Below are 18,288 nucleotides of genomic sequence, written 5' to 3'. Positions count from 1 at the left end.
CAGGTCAGTTGATCTGCAGGTTCGCGGCCGCCTTGCCGTCCTGTCCCGCGCCCGCGGCGCCGCCGCTCGGGGTCGTGCCGCCGGCGCCGCCATACCCGGGGGCGCCGGTCGAGCAACTGTTGCCTCCAAACGTGAAGTTGACGCTCGCGGCTCGCGCCAGGCAGGCGCTCGGGCCGCCGCCGCCGCCCGCGCCCGGGCCGCCGTCGCCGCCAGTACCACCTCTGCCGCCGATGCCGCCGTTGCCGGCGTCATCGGGACCGGGGCCGCCAGGGCCGCCGTTCCCCCCGAGCTGTGGCGCTCCGCCGTTGCCGCCGCGGCCGCCGTTGCCGCCCTTTCCGGTCGTGATCTCGTTGCCGGAGACGACCACCCGTCCAGCCGCCGCGAAGACTGCAAAGCTCCCGCCTCCACCGCGGCCAGCAGTACCGCCGCGGCCGCCGAGCCCGCCGCATCCGCCGCTGCCGCCGCCACCGCCGCGATCATCGGGGCCTACCTCGCACGAGCCGCCGCCGCCGCCGCCCGCGCCGCCGCCGCCGCCGCCGTTGATTCCCGGTTGCCCGTTGGTGCCGTTCGCAGGCTGGTAGACGCCCGAGGCGATGCTGCCGAGATTCGCGCCCCCCGTCCCTGGCGTCCCCTGCGACCCCGCCATGCCCGGCGCGCCATTTTGTCCTGATGACCTGGTCCTGAAGCAGCGCAACGGGGCGCCTCCCGCGCCGCCCGCCGCGCCCTTGCTGCCCGGGTGGCCCGCCGCTCCGGTGTTGGAGCCATGTCCACCGTACCCGGCTCTGCCGCCAGGCTCGTCGCACACGGGAGCCGGGCCGGCATTCCCGAGTCCGCTACAGTCGTTGCAGCCCTGCTCTCCCGCGTTCCCCCCCGTCGCCGTCCCCGCCGCGTGCGCCGCCCCGTTCGTCCCCGGAGCGCCCGCCTGGCCCTCCGCCACGTTGATCTGGTTGAACCGAACGAAGAGCTCCGCGGTCCCCCCGCCGAGGCGCACTCCATAGGTGCTCGACCCCGCCGACGGCGAGGTCAGCGCCTCGATCGTGATGCCCTCGATGTGCGTCGGCTGCTCGATCGACGGCGCATTGAACACCGTGCCTGGCGCGCGCACGGTGGTGGTCACCGCGGCCGTCCTCCGGAACTTGAAATCAGGGTCCTCGTGATTGAACCCGCCATAGATGCTGATACCGGACACGACAGTGACGGCCTCATCGTAGAGCTCGCCGGAGAGGCACACCGCCGGGACCGCGCTGTCCCTCGCCACCTCGATGGCCGCGGCGATCGTCCTGAGCGGCGCCGTGCGCGTCCCGCTGTTGGCGTCGTCCCCCTCGCTCGCCGAGACGTACACGCACTGCTCCACGAGCCCGTCGCCGCCATCACAGTTGGCGTCGACGAAGTCCCCGTCGATCGGATCCTCGCTCGTCGAGGTCGGCGTACACGCGTATTCACAGCCGCACTCGCCCGTGAGCGGGTTGCCGTCGACGTCGTGCGTCCCCGGGAGGCACCCCATCGCGCACGGATCGGTGACCTCGCCGCCGCCGCCCCCGTCTCCGCCGCCCACCTCGCCGCTGCCACCCTCTCCACCCGAGCCGCCTTCGCCCCCGCCCGAGCCGCTCGCGCCGCTCGTGCCAGCCCCGCTACCGCTCGATGACGTCGTGGTGGCGCTGCTTGACGAGGTTGACGAGGAGGCCGCGCCGCCCGCTCCGGAGCCGCCCCCGGTGCCCGACACCGGCCCGATGGGTCCGTCGATCGAGCTGCTCTCGGCGCAACCGAGCGCGGAGAGCATCGCCAGCAGAGAGGTCGTTCCGAGGAAGAGTTGCGCGCGCATGCTTAATTCTGCACCTTCACGCGTCGCGCGGAAAGACTTTGTCACGCCGAACGTAATCGCCCTCCACGGCGCGCCGCATACGCCACGATGACGCCGTGCCGCGCTGCGCCGCGCCGGCGCGAGCCAGCTCACGATCCATCGAGTTCGCCCTCGCGCCTGCCGCCGACTCCGGTAGTCTACATCTGCGCTCCTTCCCGCTGCCCGCTCCCGCATCTCCCGCCCGACAGCTCGACCATGCGCCTTGCACCGCTCCACCGCCTCTCGCTCGCCTCCCTGCTCGGGATCGCCGCCGCCGCCGGGCTCCACGGCGCTTGCTCCCCGGACTCGGGGCTCGATTCCGGTTCGTCCTCATCGGAAGGAGCCGGCTCGGGCGGAGGCGTCGAGCCGGATGGGGGGCTGTTGGGCGACGCGCCCATCGATATCCCCCCCGACCCGGACGCCGCGTGCGGGCTCGTCACGGAGGAGGCGGTCATCGTCCCGCTCAATCTCTTCATCATGATGGATAAATCGTCCTCGATGGCGGGAGACGACCCGATGGTGGAGAGCAAGTGGGAGAGCGCGAAGGCCGGCCTGAAGGCGTTCGTCAACAGCGCGCGGTTCACCGGCGTGCGCGTGGCGCTGCGCTTCTTCCCGCGGGACGCGGACGCCGTGCCGGCCTGCGATCAGAACGCCTACAAGACGCCGCTCGTCCCGTTCGGCCCGCTCCCTGACAACGCGAGCGCCATCATCGAGGCCATCGAGGCCGAGGAGCCGGACGGGCTGAGCACGCCCATCTATCCGGCGCTGGGCGGCGCGCTGCTCCAGGGCATCGAGATGGCGCAGAACCACCCCGGCGAGGCCTCCGCGGTGCTGCTCGTCACCGACGGCAAGCCGCAGGGGCCCGCGGCCCAGTGCGGCGGCGCGAACCCGGAGGACCCGGCCGCGATCGCGGGGCTCGCGGCGGCGGGCGCGCGCTACCGCCCCCCGGTGCGCACCTACGTGATCGGGCTCCCGGGCGTCGATCAGAGCATCGCCAACCAGATCGCGGCCGCGGGCGGCACGGACGCCGCGGTCCTCGTCGCGTCGACCAACATCGCCCGCGAGTTCGAGCGCGCGCTCGCGAAGGTGACGGGTCAGGCGCTGCCGTGCGAGGTCGAGGTCCCGGACCAGGTGGCCGGCGGGCAGGTCGCCTTCAATGACGTCAACGTGCTGTTCGGACTGGACGGCGCGCCGCAGGACATCCTGCCGCAGCGCCCCGGCTGCGACGGTCCAGGCTGGCGCTACGACGACCCGGACGACCCGACGGCGCTCGTGCTGTGCCCCGACACGTGCAATGCGGCGAGGAACGCAGCCGCCGCGAAGATCCAGATCCTGCTCGGCTGCGAGACAGTGATCCGCTGACCCGCCGCGCGCGGCCCAGCCTGCTGCCCGGATCGACGGCCACGGCGCCGCCGCGCAGGTGTCGCGGAGCTGACATCGAGGACCACGGAGGGCCTCCGGGCGCGGCGGAGACGCGGAGCGTCATCGGCGCGGGGAAAACCCGCCGCGCCGGGCCCGGGGGCGGGGACCGGCGCCCGGCGCGGCGGGCAGATCCTTGCAACTCTGCACTGCGCTTTGTGGACTCCCGGGCTCTCGCGCCGTAAGAGGACGGGACCATGACGACGGAGTCCCCCCTCGCCGCTGCGGGCTCGCCGCGGCACGCCGCCCCTGCTGCGCTCCACCCCGCTCTGGTGCTGAGCGCCTACCTCGAGCCGCTGGTGCGCGGCCGGCGGGTCGCGGTCCTGGGGGACGCCACCATCGGCCTCGCCGACCGGCTGCTCCAGCGCGGAGCCCGCCTCGTCCACGCCTACGATCCGGACGCGGCGCGCGTCGCGGAGATGCTCGCGCGATCCGGGGCCACGCGGCAGCCGCACCCGAGCTACGCCGTGTTCGACGGCGACCTCGGCGTGCGCGACGGCGCCTTCGACACGCTCGTCATCCCCGACCTCTCGATCTTCAGCGAGCCGGCCGAGATCCTCCGGCGCGCCCGCCGGCTCACGGCCGCGAGCGGCGCCGCCATCGTCGCGTCGCCGAACCCCGACGTCGCGCGCGGCCTGCTCCCCGCTGGCGCGCGGCGCGGCGCGGCGCCCGGCTACTACGCGCTCTACGACCTCGTGGCGCTCCAGTTCAAGCAGGTGCGGATGATCGGCCAGGCGCCGTTCGTCGGCTACACGGTCGCGGAGTTCGCGCCGAAGGGCGAGCCCGAGGTCAGCGTCGACACGTCGATCCTCGAGAGCTCCGAGGAGCCGGAGTGGTTCATCGCCGTGGCCGGCGAGCGCCTGCCCCGGCTCGACGCGTTCGCCGTGATCGAGCTGCCGTTCGCCGGCTTCCCGGTCGCGAGCGTCGGGCCCTCGCCCGAGGCGCTCAGCGAGGCGGAGGGCCGCGCCGAGCGCCTCGGGGGCGAGCTCGCGGAGCTGCGCACGCGGCACCAGCGCGACCGCGAGGACGCCGGGGCGCGCGCCGAGAGCGCGGTCGCGACGGCGGCGCGCCTCGCCGAGGTCGAGGCCGAGCTCGAGGCGCGGGCGGCGCGCCTGCGGGAGGTCGAGGCCAGGGCGGGCGACACCCACGTCCGCGCCGAGCGCCTGGCGCACCAGATCCGCGACATGGAGGAGGAGCTTCGCAGCCAGCGCGACCGCGCGACCCGGCTCACGAAGCAGCTCGACGACGAGAAGCGGGTGCGGACCAAGGTCGAGCTCGAGCTCGGGATGATCCGCAACCGGCCGGAGATCGCCGGCGCCCGGGACCGCCTCGACGCCGCGACGGCCGAGCTCGACGCCGCGCGCGCCAGGATCGCCGAGCTCGAGGCGAGGCCCGCGGTCGCGGCGCCCGACCCGGCGCTCGCGGCGCGCGTGGAGGAGCTCGAGGCCGCCGCCGCGGGGACGCGGCGCGAGCTGTCGAAGGCGACGGCGGATCGGGAGGCCGCGCGGCGGCGGGCCCAGGAGAGCGAGCGCGCGCTGGAGGAGGCGCAGCGCGCGCGGCGCGAGGCGACCGCGAAGCTGGACGAGCTCGCGCGCGAGCGCGACCGGCTGGAGGAGCGGGCGAGCCGGCTCGAGCGGGAGAACCGCGCGCTGGAGGAGCAGCGGAGCGCGCTCGAGGCGCGCCGGCTGCTGCTGGAGGCGCGGATCGTCGAGCTGGAGCAGAGCGTGACGGCCCTGGAGCAGCGGGCCGCGGAGCTCGAGAAGCGCGACCCGGGCGAGGCGGCGGCCGCGGAGATCGCGAGCCTCGAGGAGGCGCTGCGGGACCGGGGCCACGTGATCGCGTCGCTCAAGGCGCAGCTGCGGGAGAGCGAGCGCGTGGGCAAGGAGCTCGTCGACGAGCTCGGGACGGTGTTCGAGGCGGGCGCGGGCGGGCACGGCGGGTCGGGCCAGGCGACGGGCGGCGGGCCGGGCGGGGGGCTCCCTGGGGCGGGCGGGCCGGGCGACGCCGCGGAGGCGCTGCGGCAGCAGCTCGACGCGCTGGCGCGGAGCGCCGCCTCGAGCGAGGCCGACGTGCGGGCGGCGGGCTGGAAGATCGCGCAGCTCGAGCGGGAGCTCGGCGAGGCGCGCGGCACGGCCGCGTCGCCCGCGGCGCTCCACGACGAGCTGGAGCAGGCGCTGGTCGCGGCGCAGGCGGAGATCGCGGCGCTGCGCCGGGCCGCGGAGCGCGAGGAAGTGAGCGGGGCGCGCGAGGAAGTGAGCGGGGCGCGCGAGGATGTGAGCGCGGGGCGCGAGGACGTGGGCGCGGGGCGCGAGGACGCGGGCGCGCAGCACGCGGACCTGGGGGTGCTGCCCGAGGTGATCGAGCAGGCGGTGCTCCTCCAGCAGGTCGCCGGCGCGGTCGAAGCCGGCGTGTGAGCCGCGCCGCGGATCGGCGCCGCGCCGACGGTCCCGGTTCAGGAGGGCGCGATCGGCGGGCGCGGCGTGAGGGGCGCGCTCGGCCGAGGCGATGCGCGAAGCGCTCCGTGCGCGTGCGATGGTGAGCGAGATGGGCGCGCGAAGGCCTCGGGCATGTGCTGAAAGGCCTTCGTCGCGCGCGCGCAGGCGACCGTCGCCAGAACGAAGGCTTCCGACACTGGAAGGAAAGCTTCCGTCGCCCGGCGGAAGGCTTCCGACGCGCTCCCGGAGCTTCCGTCGCGGGACGGAGCGCGAAATTGCCGGGGAATTCAGCTTCGGGGGCGCGCCGGACGATGCCGGGGCTGGGGACGGCGCCGCTAAGTACGCGAAATCTCGTGCTCCGGAGCACGCCGGAGGGCTTCGTTTCCGCGACGGAAGCTTCCGGCGCGCGTCGGAAGGTCTCGGCCACGCGCCGGAAGCTGCAACTGGTGTGCTGGGCTACTCCAGATCGGTCGCGCCGGTCTGATCGACCGGCCTGGCGGGTGCGGTGGGCGCGGCGGCGGCCTTGCGCCGGGGCGCCTTGCGGTTCGCGAGGCCGAGGCGGATCAGGTAGCCCCGCTTCTTGACGACCGCGCGCGCGGTCGTCGACCACTCGTCGAACCAGCCGCGCAGCTTCGAGAGCGCCTCGCGCCGGCGCGCGGCGTCCGGGAGCTCGACCTGGTCCGGCAGAGGGGATGTCGGGCCGAGCGCGACGTCGACGAGTCCCTGGAGGCGCTTGCGTTCTGCCTTGTCGAGGCCACGGGTGGCGAGGAAGGCGACTGCCTTCTTGTCGCTCTGCTTGGTCCCGGCGCGGTCCGGGTCGGCGCCGCCCTCGAGGGCGTCGAGCCGCTTGAGGAAGGTGGCGACTCCCTGGACGGCGGCGGTGCCGGTGGAGGGCGAGAGGTCCTTGAAGACATAGGCGTGCACGTCGGGGAAACGCCGCCTGAGGGCGGCGCCGTGACGGGCGAAGTTGGGCTCATCCCATTGATCGAGCTCCGTCGTCGCGGCGCGCTGCATCCTGGCATCGTCGGTATCGGGCGGCGCGCCGATCTTGCGAGGAGCGGCGAGGACATCGAGGAGGAGAGTGCGGCCCTCCAGGATATCGTCATCGGTCATCCCCGCCGCGGCCATCATCGTGCGAATCGCGGCGACGGCGCCCATCCCCGTCAGGAATTTGGTGGCGCGCTCCGGCGTGGCCTCGAGGACCTCATCTGAATAATCCATGCTGATTCCTCCCTGCCGACCGGCAAAGCCGGACGGCGGCAATGAGAGCGGAAACTACAATGGGAGTTTCAGCGATTGGAAGAGGATTGTTGAGCGCTCGCCGTGCTCCGGCCGCCGGTTTTTTGCTCTCTCGATACGTCGCGACCCCGGGCGATGGACTGTGCGCTGAGGACGGATGGCAGTGGAGCTCGGGGCGCGCTCCTCGGCTGAGCAATGTCCTACGGCTCCGTGATGGCGCTTGTCGCTGGCAGGCAAGCGGGAGAGCTTCCGCCGGTGAGAAGAACTGCAGGGTGGAGGGAATGAGCATGAGAAGGCGAACGAGGCGACGGGCGGTGACCCTCGCGGGGGCCCTCGCCGCGCTGGCGCCCGGCGTGACGGTGGCAGGGTGCCTGTGGGAGCGCGGGGATGACGCGCTCGGGAGCTTCTGCGCGGCGCCGGCGGGCGGCGAGGAGCATTGCGTGGGCGCGAACCTGGGCCCTGGCAGCGCGTGGAGCAAGGCCGAGAAGGACGCCGCGCTGCCCATCGAGATGTGGGCCACGTGGCCGAGCGACGTGACGCTCGATGAGCTGGTCGCGAGCACGTACTGGCTCGACGTCTGGCGCGGCCATCTGAATGAGGCGGTCGACTACGTGAGGGACGATGCGAAGAACGCCGAGTCGCTGCGGGCGACCCTGGCCGGCAGGCTCCGCGGGCTCCTCTCGGAGGTCAGGTATCGCCAGGAGGAGATCCTCGAGGGAGAGCCGGTCCACGCGGCCGATGGCTTCAAGGAGGCGATGACCGACAAGGCGAGCGCGGAGAGGGAGCCGCTCGCTGCCGTGCTCGCCGCCGACAAGCAGGCGATGGCGGTCGTGCAGGCGTTCTTCGACCAGGCCCGGAGCGACGCCGCGCCGCTGCGATCCAGGTACGCGGGCGCCGCGGAGAGGTTCGCCGCGTACCGCGCGACCGAGGCGGCGGAGACGGCGGCGTACGTCGCGCTGTCGGAGCAGGCGTCGCGGTCGGACGTCGAAGGCCTCGACGGCGCGGAGCAGGCGGTGTTCGCGGCGGCGCGCGAGGCGAGCCGGGCACCAAGCGAGCTCGCCGCGGAGGTGATGACGCTGTCGGCGGAGCTCCAGGCGTTCGCGGGCTCGTTCGACGAGGCGATCGCGCCCCACGAGGAGTTCCTCGCGGCGCACGGCGCGGTCGTGCCCGACATGACCTCGGGGGCGCTGCGCTCGCTGAGCGCGATGCTGGGCTACGCAGAGCGGCGGGTGGCCCGGAGCGACGCGACCGCGACGGCGCTGCTCGGCGGCATCGCGATGCGCCGGCAGGCGCTCCGCGCATTGCAGATGGACGAGGGGGCGCGGGAGGCGATCGCGAGGTCGCGGATCCAGCGGGCGTCGGAGGTGTTCGGCGAAGGAGCGCGCGCGCGGGCGGCGGCGGTGTCGGCGCCGCCGCCGGTGAGCGAGAAGCTCGGGCTGCCGCTGCTCGCCGAGCGGTGCGGGGAGCTCCTGGCGCTGGTGCAGATGCGGCCGCTCTGCGAGGCCGCGGGGGCGTCGTGGCGCGAGGCCGGGTGCGCGGCGCTTCGAGGGCGGTTCGACGCCGCGGAGGCGGAGCTCAGGACGGGCGTGCCGCGGAAGATCGCGGCGGGCCTGGCGGCGCTGCGGGAGAAGGGGATGGCGGCGGCGGCGCTCGATGCGGCGCAGGCGAGGCTCGACGCGGGCGACGTGAAGGGCGCCGCGATCGCGTATGACGCCGCCGTGCGCGGCGCGGAGGGGACATGAGCGGCTCGAAGGGGGTTGCGCTGCGGGCGTGGAGCGCCGCGGTGTTCCGGAGGCTCGTCGCGCTGGTGACGGTGCTGGCGTTGCTGGCGCCGTCGCTGGGGTGGGCCGGCACGCCGTACAGCGTGCACTGGGTCAGCCGCCAGGACATCGCCTCGTGCGCGGACCCCGAGCTGGAGACGGAGGGCGACGCCATCTTCGAGGTGAACCGGACGCCCCTGCCCACCTACGGGGTTCCGGGCGGGCTGACGGTCGAAGGCGACGGCTCTCAGAGCAACACGCTCGAGGCGGAGTTCGACTCGGTGCTGCTCTTCGTGGGCGGAAACGAGTTCCGCTTCGGGATCCACACCATGAACGGCAGCGACTGGTGTACCCACGCGCACGACGTGGTGCACCTCGTCTCGGCGCCGCTCGGGCTGAACAAACCGCTCTTCGACGTCCGCCGCGATGGGACGGGATTCGAGGGCCGCACCGAGGTCGATCTGAGCCTCGCGGAGATCAACCCGCCGCTGGCGCGCGACATCGCGGTGCTGGAGGTCGCGATCGCCAGGCTGATGGAGGCGATCATCCGTGACGCCGCCAAGGTCGCGGACCTGCGGGCGAGGATGGATCTGCTGCGGCAGCTCGACACCGAGCTGCACGACCTGGCGAGCCGGCCGCTGGACGAGATCTCGCGGACCGATCTCGACGGAATCCTCGACCGGTACAAGGACGTGGTCGACGCGGAGACGCGGGCGGCGATGGAGCAGCTCGTCGACGACCTGAAGAAGAGCGTCAGCGATCTCGAGGACGAGCTCGCGCGGCTGATCGACGAGTTTGGCGCGCAGGCGGACGATGTGGCGGATCTGGCAACGCAGGACGCGCGCGCCGAGGGATGGGATCCGGACGACCCGGGGGCGTACGCGCTCGGGGAGAGCGAGGTGCCGTGGGTCGAGGTGCCGGACATCGCGGAGGTGGACGGGGCGTTCGACGAGGGGAGGGACCCGTACGCAGCGTACGCGGACGCGGCGATCGCGGCGCTGGAGGCCGACGTGAGCGGCGGGGTGGTGGTCGCGCGGGCGGACTTCGTGGCGAACGTGCGGGCGTGGCGAGAGAACAGCGCGGCGCTGGAGATCGCGCTGCGCGACCGGATGGGGGTGTCGCTGGCGGAGACGAACGCGTTCCTGAAGGCGCAGAACCGGATCACGGCGGTCGTGCGGCGGTTCATGGATGCGTCGGACTGGTTCGAGGACTCGCCGGTGCCGGCGGACCTGCGGGCGCAGGTGGACACAGTGCTGAAGCCGCGGTTCGATGCGCTGGCGGACCAGATGAAGGACAGCCTGAACCAGTGGACGGGGGAGGCGCTCGACCTGGAGCAGACGCAGCTCTACCAGACGATCAGCGCGTTCGCGGGGGCGATGTCGACGGTCGGGGAAGGCGTCGAGGCGTACGGTGAGGTGATGCTGACGCTGGTGCACGCGACGACGCGCATCGGGGTGGGGTTCGTGCCGGTGGTGGGGCCGGCGCTCGACCTGTGCGAGGCGGTGACGGGTAAGGAGTGGTGCCTGCCGGCCGGGCGAGAGCTGAGCGACGAGGAGCGGATCTTCTCGGGGCTGGGGTTCGGGCTCGCGGCGGTCGGGCCTGGCTGGCGCGGAATCAAGGGCGCCGGCGGGATGACGCCGGATGCGATCCGGGTCGCCGGGGAGATTGCGGAGGTCGATAAGGTCGTTGTCAAGGGGTTCGAGGTATGGAGGCTCCGCGGGTACAAGACGCTGGACGGGCACGTCACGAAAGCCGGGTTCAACACCTTCGAGAAGGCGGCGATCAGCCACATGACCCGCGAAGGGCGGGCGCTCCTCGGCGTCGGCGACGGCGGCGTGCGCAAGATGCTCGACCTTCCAGACGAGTCGCTCCCCGGCATGTCCGGTGGGAAGGCTCCTGACTTCGTGACGGTCTCCCGCGGGCAGAAGCTGATCGTGAGCGAAGTGAAAGGGGGCAACCCGGTTGAGCTAGACGATGTGTTCAAGCAGTTGTCGAACGGGATGGAGGGGCTACGGAAGAAGGGGGTCGCGGGGGATGTCGAGCAGGTCGAGCTCATCATGACGCGCGGTGCGAAATTCAAGCCGGAAAAAACGTACAGTGTCAATGACGGGTACCTCTTCAACACGACGACGCGCAAGAAGGTGACCCTGAAAGGATTCAATCACCCCATCAAGGTGACCCAGCTATGAGCGAATCAGGGCCGTCGTTCTTCGCCTGGTGTGACGCGGCAGAGACGCTCGACGCGTTCCTGGCGGCGCTGCCGGCGCTCATGCATCCAGGGACTCGTATCAGCATGCTGACAGACGATGGCCTATTTTACACGACCTCCATGGACGAGGCGGTTGCGATGATCCGCACCCAGTCTGCCGCAGGTCCTTCCGCTGGAGCAGGCCTCGACGTCATGCTGACCGGCTCCAAACGTATCTTCGATTGCAGCTGCCACTGTTACACCGAAGAGGCCGGCCGTGACATTTCGGCCGGCCCCATCCACATGACCACGTGCGACCAGCGTAGGTTTCTCTGCTCTTACCTCGAACTCGCCTGGGGCAGGGGCCCGCGCTCGATTGAGGCCGAGGCCGCGGTCGCGTGGCACCTGCTCCGGGACGATCTCGAGGACCTCCTCCTCCGCCTCTGCGCGCCGGACGCGAGCGGCCGCGTCCGCACCGGCGCGTGCACGAACGGGGGAGACTGGATCGCACCCGTCCGCATGTGCGCGACGTACAACGCGGACGCGCGGGACATCGCGCGCGACCTCGCCCTCTCGTGGCTCCAGCGCCACGACAAGGAGATGGTATCGCGCAACGCGGGCCTATCTTTAGAAGCGCTCCACGCGCGCGTCGATGCCGCGCCGGCCGGGGCGCGCGTCCCGCTCAAGGGGGGCAGCAAGCGCGCGCACGCGCTCTCCCGCGAGACCGTCCTCAAGGTGCTCGCAACGCCGCCCTCCGCCCTGCTGAAGGCGCTCGAGGCCGCGGCGGCGCCCGACGAGGCGTGGCGCGCCGCAGAGCCGCGTGCGCGAGAGATCCTGGCGCTGACGAGCGAGATCGCGGAGACGGGCGAAGGCCCGCCCACATGGCAGGTGCACACGGACACGCGCGCCCACGTCCGCTTCCTCCGAAAGCACGCGCCTTTTCACGTGCGCCGCCTCGCGGGCGGCGGTGTGATCCTGGCGACCCACCCGTTCCGCTCGCTCTGGCCGCTCTGGGTCGACGCGCTCTTCTCGCTCGGCCTGATGCCCTGACCCAGCAACCTCATGAGGGTGAACCAAGGATGAAACCAGGGCCGTATTTCTTCGCCTGGTGTGACGAGGCAGAGCGGGTCGACACGTTCGCGGCGGCTTTGCCAGCTCTCGTGATCCCGGGGAGGTATATCCGCGTGACGATGGGCTCCGACGTGGATCGCACCGTGAACTTCGTGGACGAGGCGGCCGCGATCATCCGCGCCCACTTCGGACGCACCGATGCCGAAACCTACTTCGCCATGGAGCTCGACGACCGGCGCTCATTCTATGGCCACTATCGCTGCTTCGCCGGCAAGAGCGAACGTCTCAAGCCGATGGGCCCCATCCACCTGGTCTCTGCCGACGTGGCGGACATTCTTCCGCTCGAATTGTACCTCGCCTTGGGCGGCGGACCGCGCTCCCTAGAGGCGGAAGCCGAGCTCACGTGGCACATCGTTCTGGACGATCTCGAGGACCTGCTGCTCCGCCTCTGCGCGCCCGACGCGAGCAGGCGCGTCTCGACCGGCGGCTGCACGAGCGCGTGGACCTGGCTAGCGCCGGTCTCGATGTGCGCGACGTACCACGCGGACGCCCGCGACATCGCGCGCGATCTGGCCCTGTCGTGGGTCAGCCTCCACGACAAGGAAAAAGTCTCGCTGATTGCGGGCATGTCGCTGGAGGCGCTGCACGCGCGTATCGACGCCGCGCCGACCGGGGCGCGCGTGGTTCCGACGGACAAGAGCGGGCGCTCGATCCCGCTCTCCCGCGAGACCGTCCTCAAGGCGCTAACCATGCCGGGCTCCGCCCTGATCGAGGCGCTCGTCGCCGTCGCCGATGTGCCTGACGAGGCGTGGCGCGCCGCGGCGCCACGCGCCGAGGAGATCCACAACCTGACGGTGCAGGCCAGGGCGCGCGGCGAGCAGTTCACCCGCGGCGGCGGGGCCCTCACCTGGGTGGAATTGACGGGCGAGCACGTCTACTTCCTTGTCGACCACGCCCCGTTCCACGTGCGCCGCCTCCCGGGCGGTGGCGTGCTCCTGGCCACCCACCCATACCGCACGCTCTGGCCGCTCTGGTCCGATGCGCTCTTCGCGCTCGGCCTAATGTCCTGACGCGTCTCGTGCACGCTCTCCTTCATCCGAACTTCGCATCCCGGCCACGGATACCCGACGGCGCACCCCTCCCTGAGCGCGCGGAGCGCGCGATGAGGGAGGGGCGGACCGCGCGCAGGCGCGAAGCGCCGAGCACGGGCCGGGGGTGGGCATCCACGCTCTCGAGGCTGTCCGCCGCCGTTTCAGCGCCGTCCTCATCGACGACAAACACCGAGGGGTGGAGCCCGGACGACCCGCAGGCGTACGCGCTTGGGGAGGGCGAGGTGCCGTGGGTGGAGGCGCCGGACATCGCGGAGGTGGACGGGGCGGTGGACGGGGGGAGGGATCCCTACGCGGCGTACGCGGACGCGGTGATCGGGCGCTGGAAGCGGGCGTGAGCGGCGGGGTCGTGGTCGCGCGGGCGGACTTCGTGGCGAACGTGCGGTCGTGGAGGGCGAACAGCGCGGCGCTGGAGATCGCGCTGCGCGACCGGATGGGGGTGTTGCTGGCGGAGACGAACGCGTTCCTGAAGGCGCAGAACCGGATCGCCGGGGTCGTGCGGCGGTTCATGGATGCGTCGGACTCGTTCGTGGATATGCCGGTGCCGGCGGACCTGCGGGCGCAGGTGGACACGGTGCTCAAGCCGCGGACGAGTGGAAGGGGATCTACCCGTACTCCCTCGAGATGGCCATCGGCAGCGGTGTGCGCTCCGTGGAGGCGGAGGCGGCCATGATCTCCGTGCAAATGGAGCAGGACGTGGAGGGCATCCTGCTCGGCGACGTCGAGATCACACGAGAGCAGGTCCTCCAAGCGCTGTCGACGCGGCCGGAGCTGCTGTTCGAAGCGCTCGAAGCCACGGCGTTGCCGGACGACGCCTGGCGCTCCGTCGAGCCACGCGCGCGCGAGCTCATCCACGAGATCAGCGACGAGACCGAGACCCGGCAGTCGCCCTACGAGGTGACCGTCGTCACCGGTAGACACGTCCGGTTCATCGAGCGCTATTTGCCCTACTATGTTAGCGGTGGTCAGGATGCGCGGGATTCTGGCGACGAAATTCGGTGACGGGCGCCCCTGGAGGGCCGCAGAGTCCCATACCTCGCCCCATCGCTTCCGCCTCGTCCCCGGTGTCGCGGAGACGACGACGTCGACACCGCCACCGCCAAGGCCACGCTCGGGGTGGCACGGTCAGGAGCTGGGCGTCGCCGCCACGGCTCACGCTGGTCGGCGGTGTACCGCTTGGTCTGCTGTGTCAACGGGGGCGGCGCCGGACAGGGCGCGTCGGCGCATTGGCGCGGATCACGGCAGCCGCGAACCGCGCGTCGAGCGGCTCCTTCGAGAACCAGCGGCGGTAGAACAGCGGCCCGGCGACGGCGGCAACCACGTCCTCGGGCCTTTGCCCAGGGAGCTCGCCGCGCTCTTTGGCGCGTTTGGCGACGACGAGCAGCGGCTCCATCAGACGGGCGTGGAGCGCGGCGTGGAGCGCGGCGAGTTCGGGGTCGCGCTCGGCGGCGTCGATGATCGATGGCAGCACCGCCGGCCAGCCCGGCGAGCTCAGCCCCGCCGCGAGCTCGGTGACGAGCGCGGTGAGGTCACCGTGCAGGCTGCCGGTGTCCGGCACGGCCGCTGAGGCGCCGAGCTGGCTGCACGCGTCGAGGAGCAGCGCGGCGCGCGAGGGCCAGTGGCGATAGATGGTGGTCTTGGCGACGCCGGTCCGGCGTGCGATCTCGTCGATGCTGACCCCACCGATGCCCCCTTCGGTGAGCAGCTTGTAGGTCTCAGCGAGCACCGTAGCCCGCGAACGGGCGGCGCGGCTGCCGGCGCCCCGGTCGAGCGGCTCCATTATCGCTTGCCCGGAACGCTACGGTACCGTAGCGTATCGTTCGAGACGTCGTTCACCATCAGCAAAGGACCTCCACCCATGAAGCTCGCATCGATCCGCCTCGTCACCCAAGATGTCCCCGCGCTCGCTTCATTCTACGAGAGCGTGACCGGTGTCGCGCCCAGCGTACCCTTCGGCAGCGGCGCCGACTACGTCGAGCTCCGCCTGAGCGGCGCGACGCTGGCCATCGGCAGCGCCGCGTCCGTGGAGCGGTTCAACCGCGGCGCCGCGGTGGCCGGGGCCAACCGCTCGGCAATCGTCGAGCTGGAGGTCGACTCCGTCGCCGAGGTCGACGCCCTGCGGGCCCGGATCGCGGCGCACGTCACCGATTGGATCCAGGAACCGACCGACCAGCCGTGGGGCAATCGGTCGATGCTGTTCCGCGACCCGGACGGGACGCCCATCAACGTCTACGCGGTGAGGGCGCGGGGCTGAAGGTCTGACGGGTGTTAGCGGTGACGAAGATCCGGATCGAACCTGCTCATCACCGGGTTGAGGCAGAAGGCCGTGGCAGAGCACCTGCGCGCGGCCGCCGTCTACCGGGACGTGCGCGTCCGGCCCCGCGGCGCGCTGGAGGATGTCGACGCGATTCAGGTCGTGGCCGAGCTCGCGTCGGGGGAGTCGTTCAACGCGTTCCAAGTGTACCGCCTCGACGCGGACAACTTGGTCTTCGAGGAGGGCCCGGACGTCGAGCGTGTGCCGTCCGTCATCTTCGCGGAGGCGGCTTGCATGGCGGCAGCGGCCAAGCGGTGGTGGGAGTTCTGGAGGTAACCGCGGCGATCTCTCGCCCCGGCGTGTCCCGGGCCCACAGCCCGGCCCTCAGCCCGGGCACTCCGCGTCGCACTCCCCACCGCAATCGACCCCGCGCTCGCCGCCGTTCTTCATGCCGTCGGTGCACGCGGGCGCCTCGCAGGCGCCTGCCCAGCACACGCCGCTCGTGCAGTCCGCGCCGGTCTTGCAGCCGCCCTCCGGAGCGCAGCGCGGGCACGGCGCGCCGCAGTCGACGCCCGTCTCGACGCCGTTCTTGGCGCCGTCGGCGCACGTGGGCGCCCTGCAAATGCCGGAGTCGCACACCCCTTCAAGGCAGTCGTCTCCCGTCGCGCAGTCGAAGCCCATCGGGCACGGCTTGCACGGGCCACCGCAGTTGTAATCGGTCTCGCCGAGGCCCGGGTCGTGCCGATTGTTCACACAGTGGTCCCGCACGCATAACGTGCCGTCGCACACCAGACCGTTCGGGCAGGGCATCGTTGGATCGCTATCGATACACTCCACGCACTGCCCCTCATGGCAACGCCCGGCCCCCGAGACCGGGCAGAGCACGCCGGTGAGCTGCGCGTTCACCGGCGTGTCGTAATCGCACAGGTCGTTCGTGCACTCGTTCCCGTCATTGTAGATGTCGTACGCCGCCACGTTGACCACACGGCCGTCCTTCGTGCACTCGTCCTGCTTGCAGTCGCCGCGGAGCTGCGAGCCCAGCGGGCCCACCGTGATCTCGACCTCGCACGCGCCTTCCACGCACCGCCCCGCGCCGCAGCGCGCGTCCGGCGGTCCCGGACACTCCGCGTCGCTCTCGCACCCTCCAGGCGGCTCGGGCACCCCCTCGCACTCCGCCGGCCTGTCCTCCCCGCACTCGTCGCACGAACGGCACTCGAGGATACACCCCGGCTCCCTCTCGCCGCGCGCGCAGCAGACGACCTTGCCAGGCTCCCAGCACTCGCACACCTCATCCACGCAGATCGTGCCCGGCACGTTCTGGTGCTCCGAGTGGCAGTCGTCCGTCACCTCGCAGGCAGCACCCTGGTAAGGCCCACCGCAGGCGAAGAAAAGTGTCGAGCTGGTGAGAAAAAATATTGAGATAATGCAATGCGCAGCACGTCGCTTCATGCGTCCAGTCCTCCGGCACGAGGCTGAGGCGCGGGCACCCCGGAGGCCCCAATCCCCCAGGGTGTCGTCGGCCCGATGATCGTTCTTCGTCCCGACTATGCCGCGCTGGGCGCGCGTTCGTCACGCAAGTTTTCGTCAGTGTGCCGCGGCGCCTCGGGCACCCTGCCTCGGCGCGCCCGACAGCGGACCGCGCGTCAGAAGACGCCCTTCACCGCGATGCCGTCGGCCGACACGCTGACCTCGGTTTGCCCGCGCGGGACCAGGGCGTAGGTGAGCGTGGCGGCCAGGGCCGCGCCTCCCGCGGCGAACGCGACGATGCCCACGGTCCGGAAGGCGCGCATGTCGCTGTAAGCCGAGGCGGAGTCGCGGCACATCGGCCAGGTCACCCGGAAACAACCGCTCGGCCCCGCGGAGCGGGCCGCCGCGCGGCCTGCCGCTTCCTTCTTCTCCGTGGCCATCATCATCACGCCTCCGAGCGCCGCGAGCGTGGCGGACATCCCCACGCCGCCGACGATCACGTCCGGCCGCGGCCCGGGGCGCGGAGGAGGCGAGGGGCTCGGCTGCGGGGCGCCGGGGGCGAGCGCGGCGCCAGGTTCGCTCGCGGAGCGAGGTCCGCGCGCCGCGCCAGGCTCGCCCGCGGCGCGGGGCTCCTCGACCGGCGCAGCGAAGGTGAGCCTCACCTCCCGCGCCCCGCCGCGCGGGACGTCGACCTCCGCCTCCGCCGTCTTGCCATTCAGCGACGCCCGCACGACGTGGCGCCCCGGAAGGACGGGGACGGGTTTGCCGCCATCGAGCTCGACAGGCTCGCCATCGACCGTGAGCGCCGCGCCCGCGGGCGCGACGACGCGGAGCTCGCCGACGAGCTGGCGCGCGCGGGCCAGATCCGCGAGCCGTGACTCGTAGAGCGCGCGCTCGCCGGGCGTCCTGGGCTTTCGCATGATCTCCTTGCACAGCGAGAGCCACCGGACGGCGGACGGCGCCTCGCCGAGCCGGAACGACAGCGCCCCGATGTTGCAGGCGGCCACCTGGGAGCGCTCGACCTTCCACACCGCCATCCACAGGTCGCGCGCGTCGGCCAGCCGCCCCTCGTCGACCGCGGCGTGCGCCTGCGCCATGAGACGAACGCTCGTCTCGGAAGGACGCTCGGCGAGCGCCCCTGGCGCAAGGGTGAGCAGCGCGAACCCCAGCGGAATACCAAGACGAGTGCTCGTGCGCACAGTGTGAACCTCCTTGCCCGAGGCCCACTGATCCTACAGGGCGCTCTCGTCTGTCAATCAGGCTATCCGGCGAACGTGGGACTTCCGGGGCTGCAAGCGCCGTCGTGCCGGCGGACCGCTCGTGAGGCGAGCGCAGAAACCCCATTGTATTGTCGGGTTGGTTTTTCTCGGAGGGGCGATGTCCCTTCACGCCTGTGGGGGATGCACCTCACACGGGTGGGCGCTGCGCAGTGACGCGTTGTCGGCCTCCGGCCTCCCGCATTCACGTCTGGATTCAATATCCAGGAGGAACCCCGAAACTGGCCAC

At 72.0% G+C, this 18,288-nt stretch carries 14 protein-coding genes and 1 pseudogene; 10 read left to right on the top strand and 5 right to left on the bottom strand.

What is annotated here, in order from left to right:
* Positions 1-4: 4 nt before the first annotated feature.
* Entirely contained in the window at positions 5-1,822 is a 1,818-nt protein-coding gene (locus tag WME85_RS43185; RefSeq protein WP_437830060.1) for a PE-PGRS family protein, read from the bottom strand.
* Between the two features lie 234 nt (positions 1,823-2,056).
* Between WME85_RS43185 and WME85_RS43180 the strand changes: the two genes are divergently transcribed.
* Together WME85_RS43180 and WME85_RS43175 are read left to right on the top strand one after the other, a co-directional pair.
* Complete coding sequence (locus tag WME85_RS43180) at positions 2,057-3,202, top strand: vWA domain-containing protein (protein ID WP_437830059.1); 1,146 nt, start codon at positions 2,057-2,059, stop codon at positions 3,200-3,202.
* 254 nt (positions 3,203-3,456) lie between these two features.
* Entirely contained in the window at positions 3,457-5,673 is a 2,217-nt protein-coding gene (locus WME85_RS43175) for a hypothetical protein (RefSeq protein WP_437830058.1), read from the top strand.
* Between the two features lie 477 nt (positions 5,674-6,150).
* On the opposite strand, the gene WME85_RS43170 is transcribed toward WME85_RS43175, so the two are convergent.
* A complete protein-coding gene (locus tag WME85_RS43170) occupies positions 6,151-6,915 on the bottom strand; it encodes a hypothetical protein (protein ID WP_437830057.1) in 765 nt (254 codons plus the stop codon).
* 305 nt (positions 6,916-7,220) lie between these two features.
* On the opposite strand from WME85_RS43170, the gene WME85_RS43165 reads away from it, so the two are divergent.
* From WME85_RS43165 to WME85_RS43140, 6 genes and pseudogenes are all read left to right on the top strand, one after another.
* The gene (locus tag WME85_RS43165) at positions 7,221-8,675 is read left to right on the top strand and encodes a hypothetical protein (RefSeq protein ID WP_437830056.1); all 1,455 of its coding nucleotides are present in this window, start codon (positions 7,221-7,223) and stop codon (positions 8,673-8,675) included.
* The gene (locus WME85_RS43160) at positions 8,672-10,882 is read left to right on the top strand and encodes a hypothetical protein (RefSeq protein WP_437830055.1); all 2,211 of its coding nucleotides are present in this window, start codon (positions 8,672-8,674) and stop codon (positions 10,880-10,882) included. The genes WME85_RS43165 and WME85_RS43160 overlap by 4 nt, the downstream gene beginning before the upstream one ends.
* Positions 10,879-11,931, top strand: coding sequence for a hypothetical protein (locus WME85_RS43155; protein WP_437304896.1), 1,053 nt, complete (start codon positions 10,879-10,881; stop codon positions 11,929-11,931). The genes WME85_RS43160 and WME85_RS43155 overlap by 4 nt, the downstream gene beginning before the upstream one ends.
* A gap of 29 nt (positions 11,932-11,960) precedes the next feature.
* On the top strand, positions 11,961-13,022 hold the full coding sequence (locus tag WME85_RS43150; RefSeq protein ID WP_437304895.1) for a hypothetical protein: 1,062 nt from the start codon (positions 11,961-11,963) through the stop codon (positions 13,020-13,022).
* Positions 13,023-13,030: 8 nt separating this feature from the next.
* Positions 13,031-13,650, top strand: a pseudogene (locus WME85_RS43145) (hypothetical protein); the annotation flags it as partial.
* Between the two features lie 80 nt (positions 13,651-13,730).
* Entirely contained in the window at positions 13,731-14,063 is a 333-nt protein-coding gene (locus tag WME85_RS43140; protein ID WP_437830054.1) for a hypothetical protein, read from the top strand.
* A 187-nt stretch (positions 14,064-14,250) separates the two neighbouring features.
* Here the strand turns inward: WME85_RS43140 and WME85_RS43135 are convergent, their stop codons facing one another.
* A complete protein-coding gene (locus WME85_RS43135) occupies positions 14,251-14,841 on the bottom strand; it encodes a TetR/AcrR family transcriptional regulator (RefSeq protein WP_437304893.1) in 591 nt (196 codons plus the stop codon).
* Positions 14,842-14,919: 78 nt separating this feature from the next.
* On the opposite strand from WME85_RS43135, the gene WME85_RS43130 reads away from it, so the two are divergent.
* A complete protein-coding gene (locus WME85_RS43130; protein WP_437304892.1) occupies positions 14,920-15,315 on the top strand; it encodes a VOC family protein in 396 nt (131 codons plus the stop codon).
* Between the two features lie 72 nt (positions 15,316-15,387).
* Positions 15,388-15,651, top strand: coding sequence for a hypothetical protein (locus WME85_RS43125; RefSeq protein ID WP_437830053.1), 264 nt, complete (start codon positions 15,388-15,390; stop codon positions 15,649-15,651).
* Between the two features lie 48 nt (positions 15,652-15,699).
* Here WME85_RS43125 and WME85_RS43120 read toward each other — a convergent pair whose 3' ends face one another.
* Together WME85_RS43120 and WME85_RS43115 are read right to left on the bottom strand one after the other, a co-directional pair.
* Entirely contained in the window at positions 15,700-16,764 is a 1,065-nt protein-coding gene (locus WME85_RS43120; RefSeq protein ID WP_437830052.1) for a hypothetical protein, read from the bottom strand.
* A gap of 194 nt (positions 16,765-16,958) precedes the next feature.
* Entirely contained in the window at positions 16,959-17,879 is a 921-nt protein-coding gene (locus WME85_RS43115; protein ID WP_437830051.1) for a hypothetical protein, read from the bottom strand.
* Between the last annotated feature and the right edge of the window lie 409 nt (positions 17,880-18,288).

The organism is Sorangium sp. So ce1153, from assembly GCF_051521595.1.
In the GTDB taxonomy this organism is placed as follows: domain Bacteria; phylum Myxococcota_A; class Polyangia; order Polyangiales; family Polyangiaceae; genus Sorangium.
Note: the sequence above shows the minus strand (reverse complement) of the source record. Positions and strands in the feature narration are given on the sequence as shown.

Excerpts from the sequence above, each read along its gene's own strand:
- WME85_RS43185 (WP_437830060.1), bottom strand. The coding sequence starts at position 1,822 with ATGCGCGCGCAACTCTTCCTCGGAACGACCTCTCTGCTGGCGATGCTC.
- WME85_RS43180 (WP_437830059.1), top strand. The coding sequence starts at position 2,057 with ATGCGCCTTGCACCGCTCCACCGCCTCTCGCTCGCCTCCCTGCTCGGG.
- WME85_RS43175 (WP_437830058.1), top strand. The coding sequence starts at position 3,457 with ATGACGACGGAGTCCCCCCTCGCCGCTGCGGGCTCGCCGCGGCACGCC.
- WME85_RS43170 (WP_437830057.1), bottom strand. The coding sequence starts at position 6,915 with ATGGATTATTCAGATGAGGTCCTCGAGGCCACGCCGGAGCGCGCCACC.
- WME85_RS43165 (WP_437830056.1), top strand. The coding sequence starts at position 7,221 with ATGAGAAGGCGAACGAGGCGACGGGCGGTGACCCTCGCGGGGGCCCTC.
- WME85_RS43160 (WP_437830055.1), top strand. The coding sequence starts at position 8,672 with ATGAGCGGCTCGAAGGGGGTTGCGCTGCGGGCGTGGAGCGCCGCGGTG.
- WME85_RS43155 (WP_437304896.1), top strand. The coding sequence starts at position 10,879 with ATGAGCGAATCAGGGCCGTCGTTCTTCGCCTGGTGTGACGCGGCAGAG.
- WME85_RS43150 (WP_437304895.1), top strand. The coding sequence starts at position 11,961 with ATGAAACCAGGGCCGTATTTCTTCGCCTGGTGTGACGAGGCAGAGCGG.
- WME85_RS43140 (WP_437830054.1), top strand. The coding sequence starts at position 13,731 with ATGATCTCCGTGCAAATGGAGCAGGACGTGGAGGGCATCCTGCTCGGC.
- WME85_RS43135 (WP_437304893.1), bottom strand. The coding sequence starts at position 14,841 with ATGGAGCCGCTCGACCGGGGCGCCGGCAGCCGCGCCGCCCGTTCGCGG.
- WME85_RS43130 (WP_437304892.1), top strand. The coding sequence starts at position 14,920 with ATGAAGCTCGCATCGATCCGCCTCGTCACCCAAGATGTCCCCGCGCTC.
- WME85_RS43120 (WP_437830052.1), bottom strand. The coding sequence starts at position 16,764 with ATGAAGCGACGTGCTGCGCATTGCATTATCTCAATATTTTTTCTCACC.
- WME85_RS43115 (WP_437830051.1), bottom strand. The coding sequence starts at position 17,879 with ATGGCGCAGGCGCACGCCGCGGTCGACGAGGGGCGGCTGGCCGACGCG.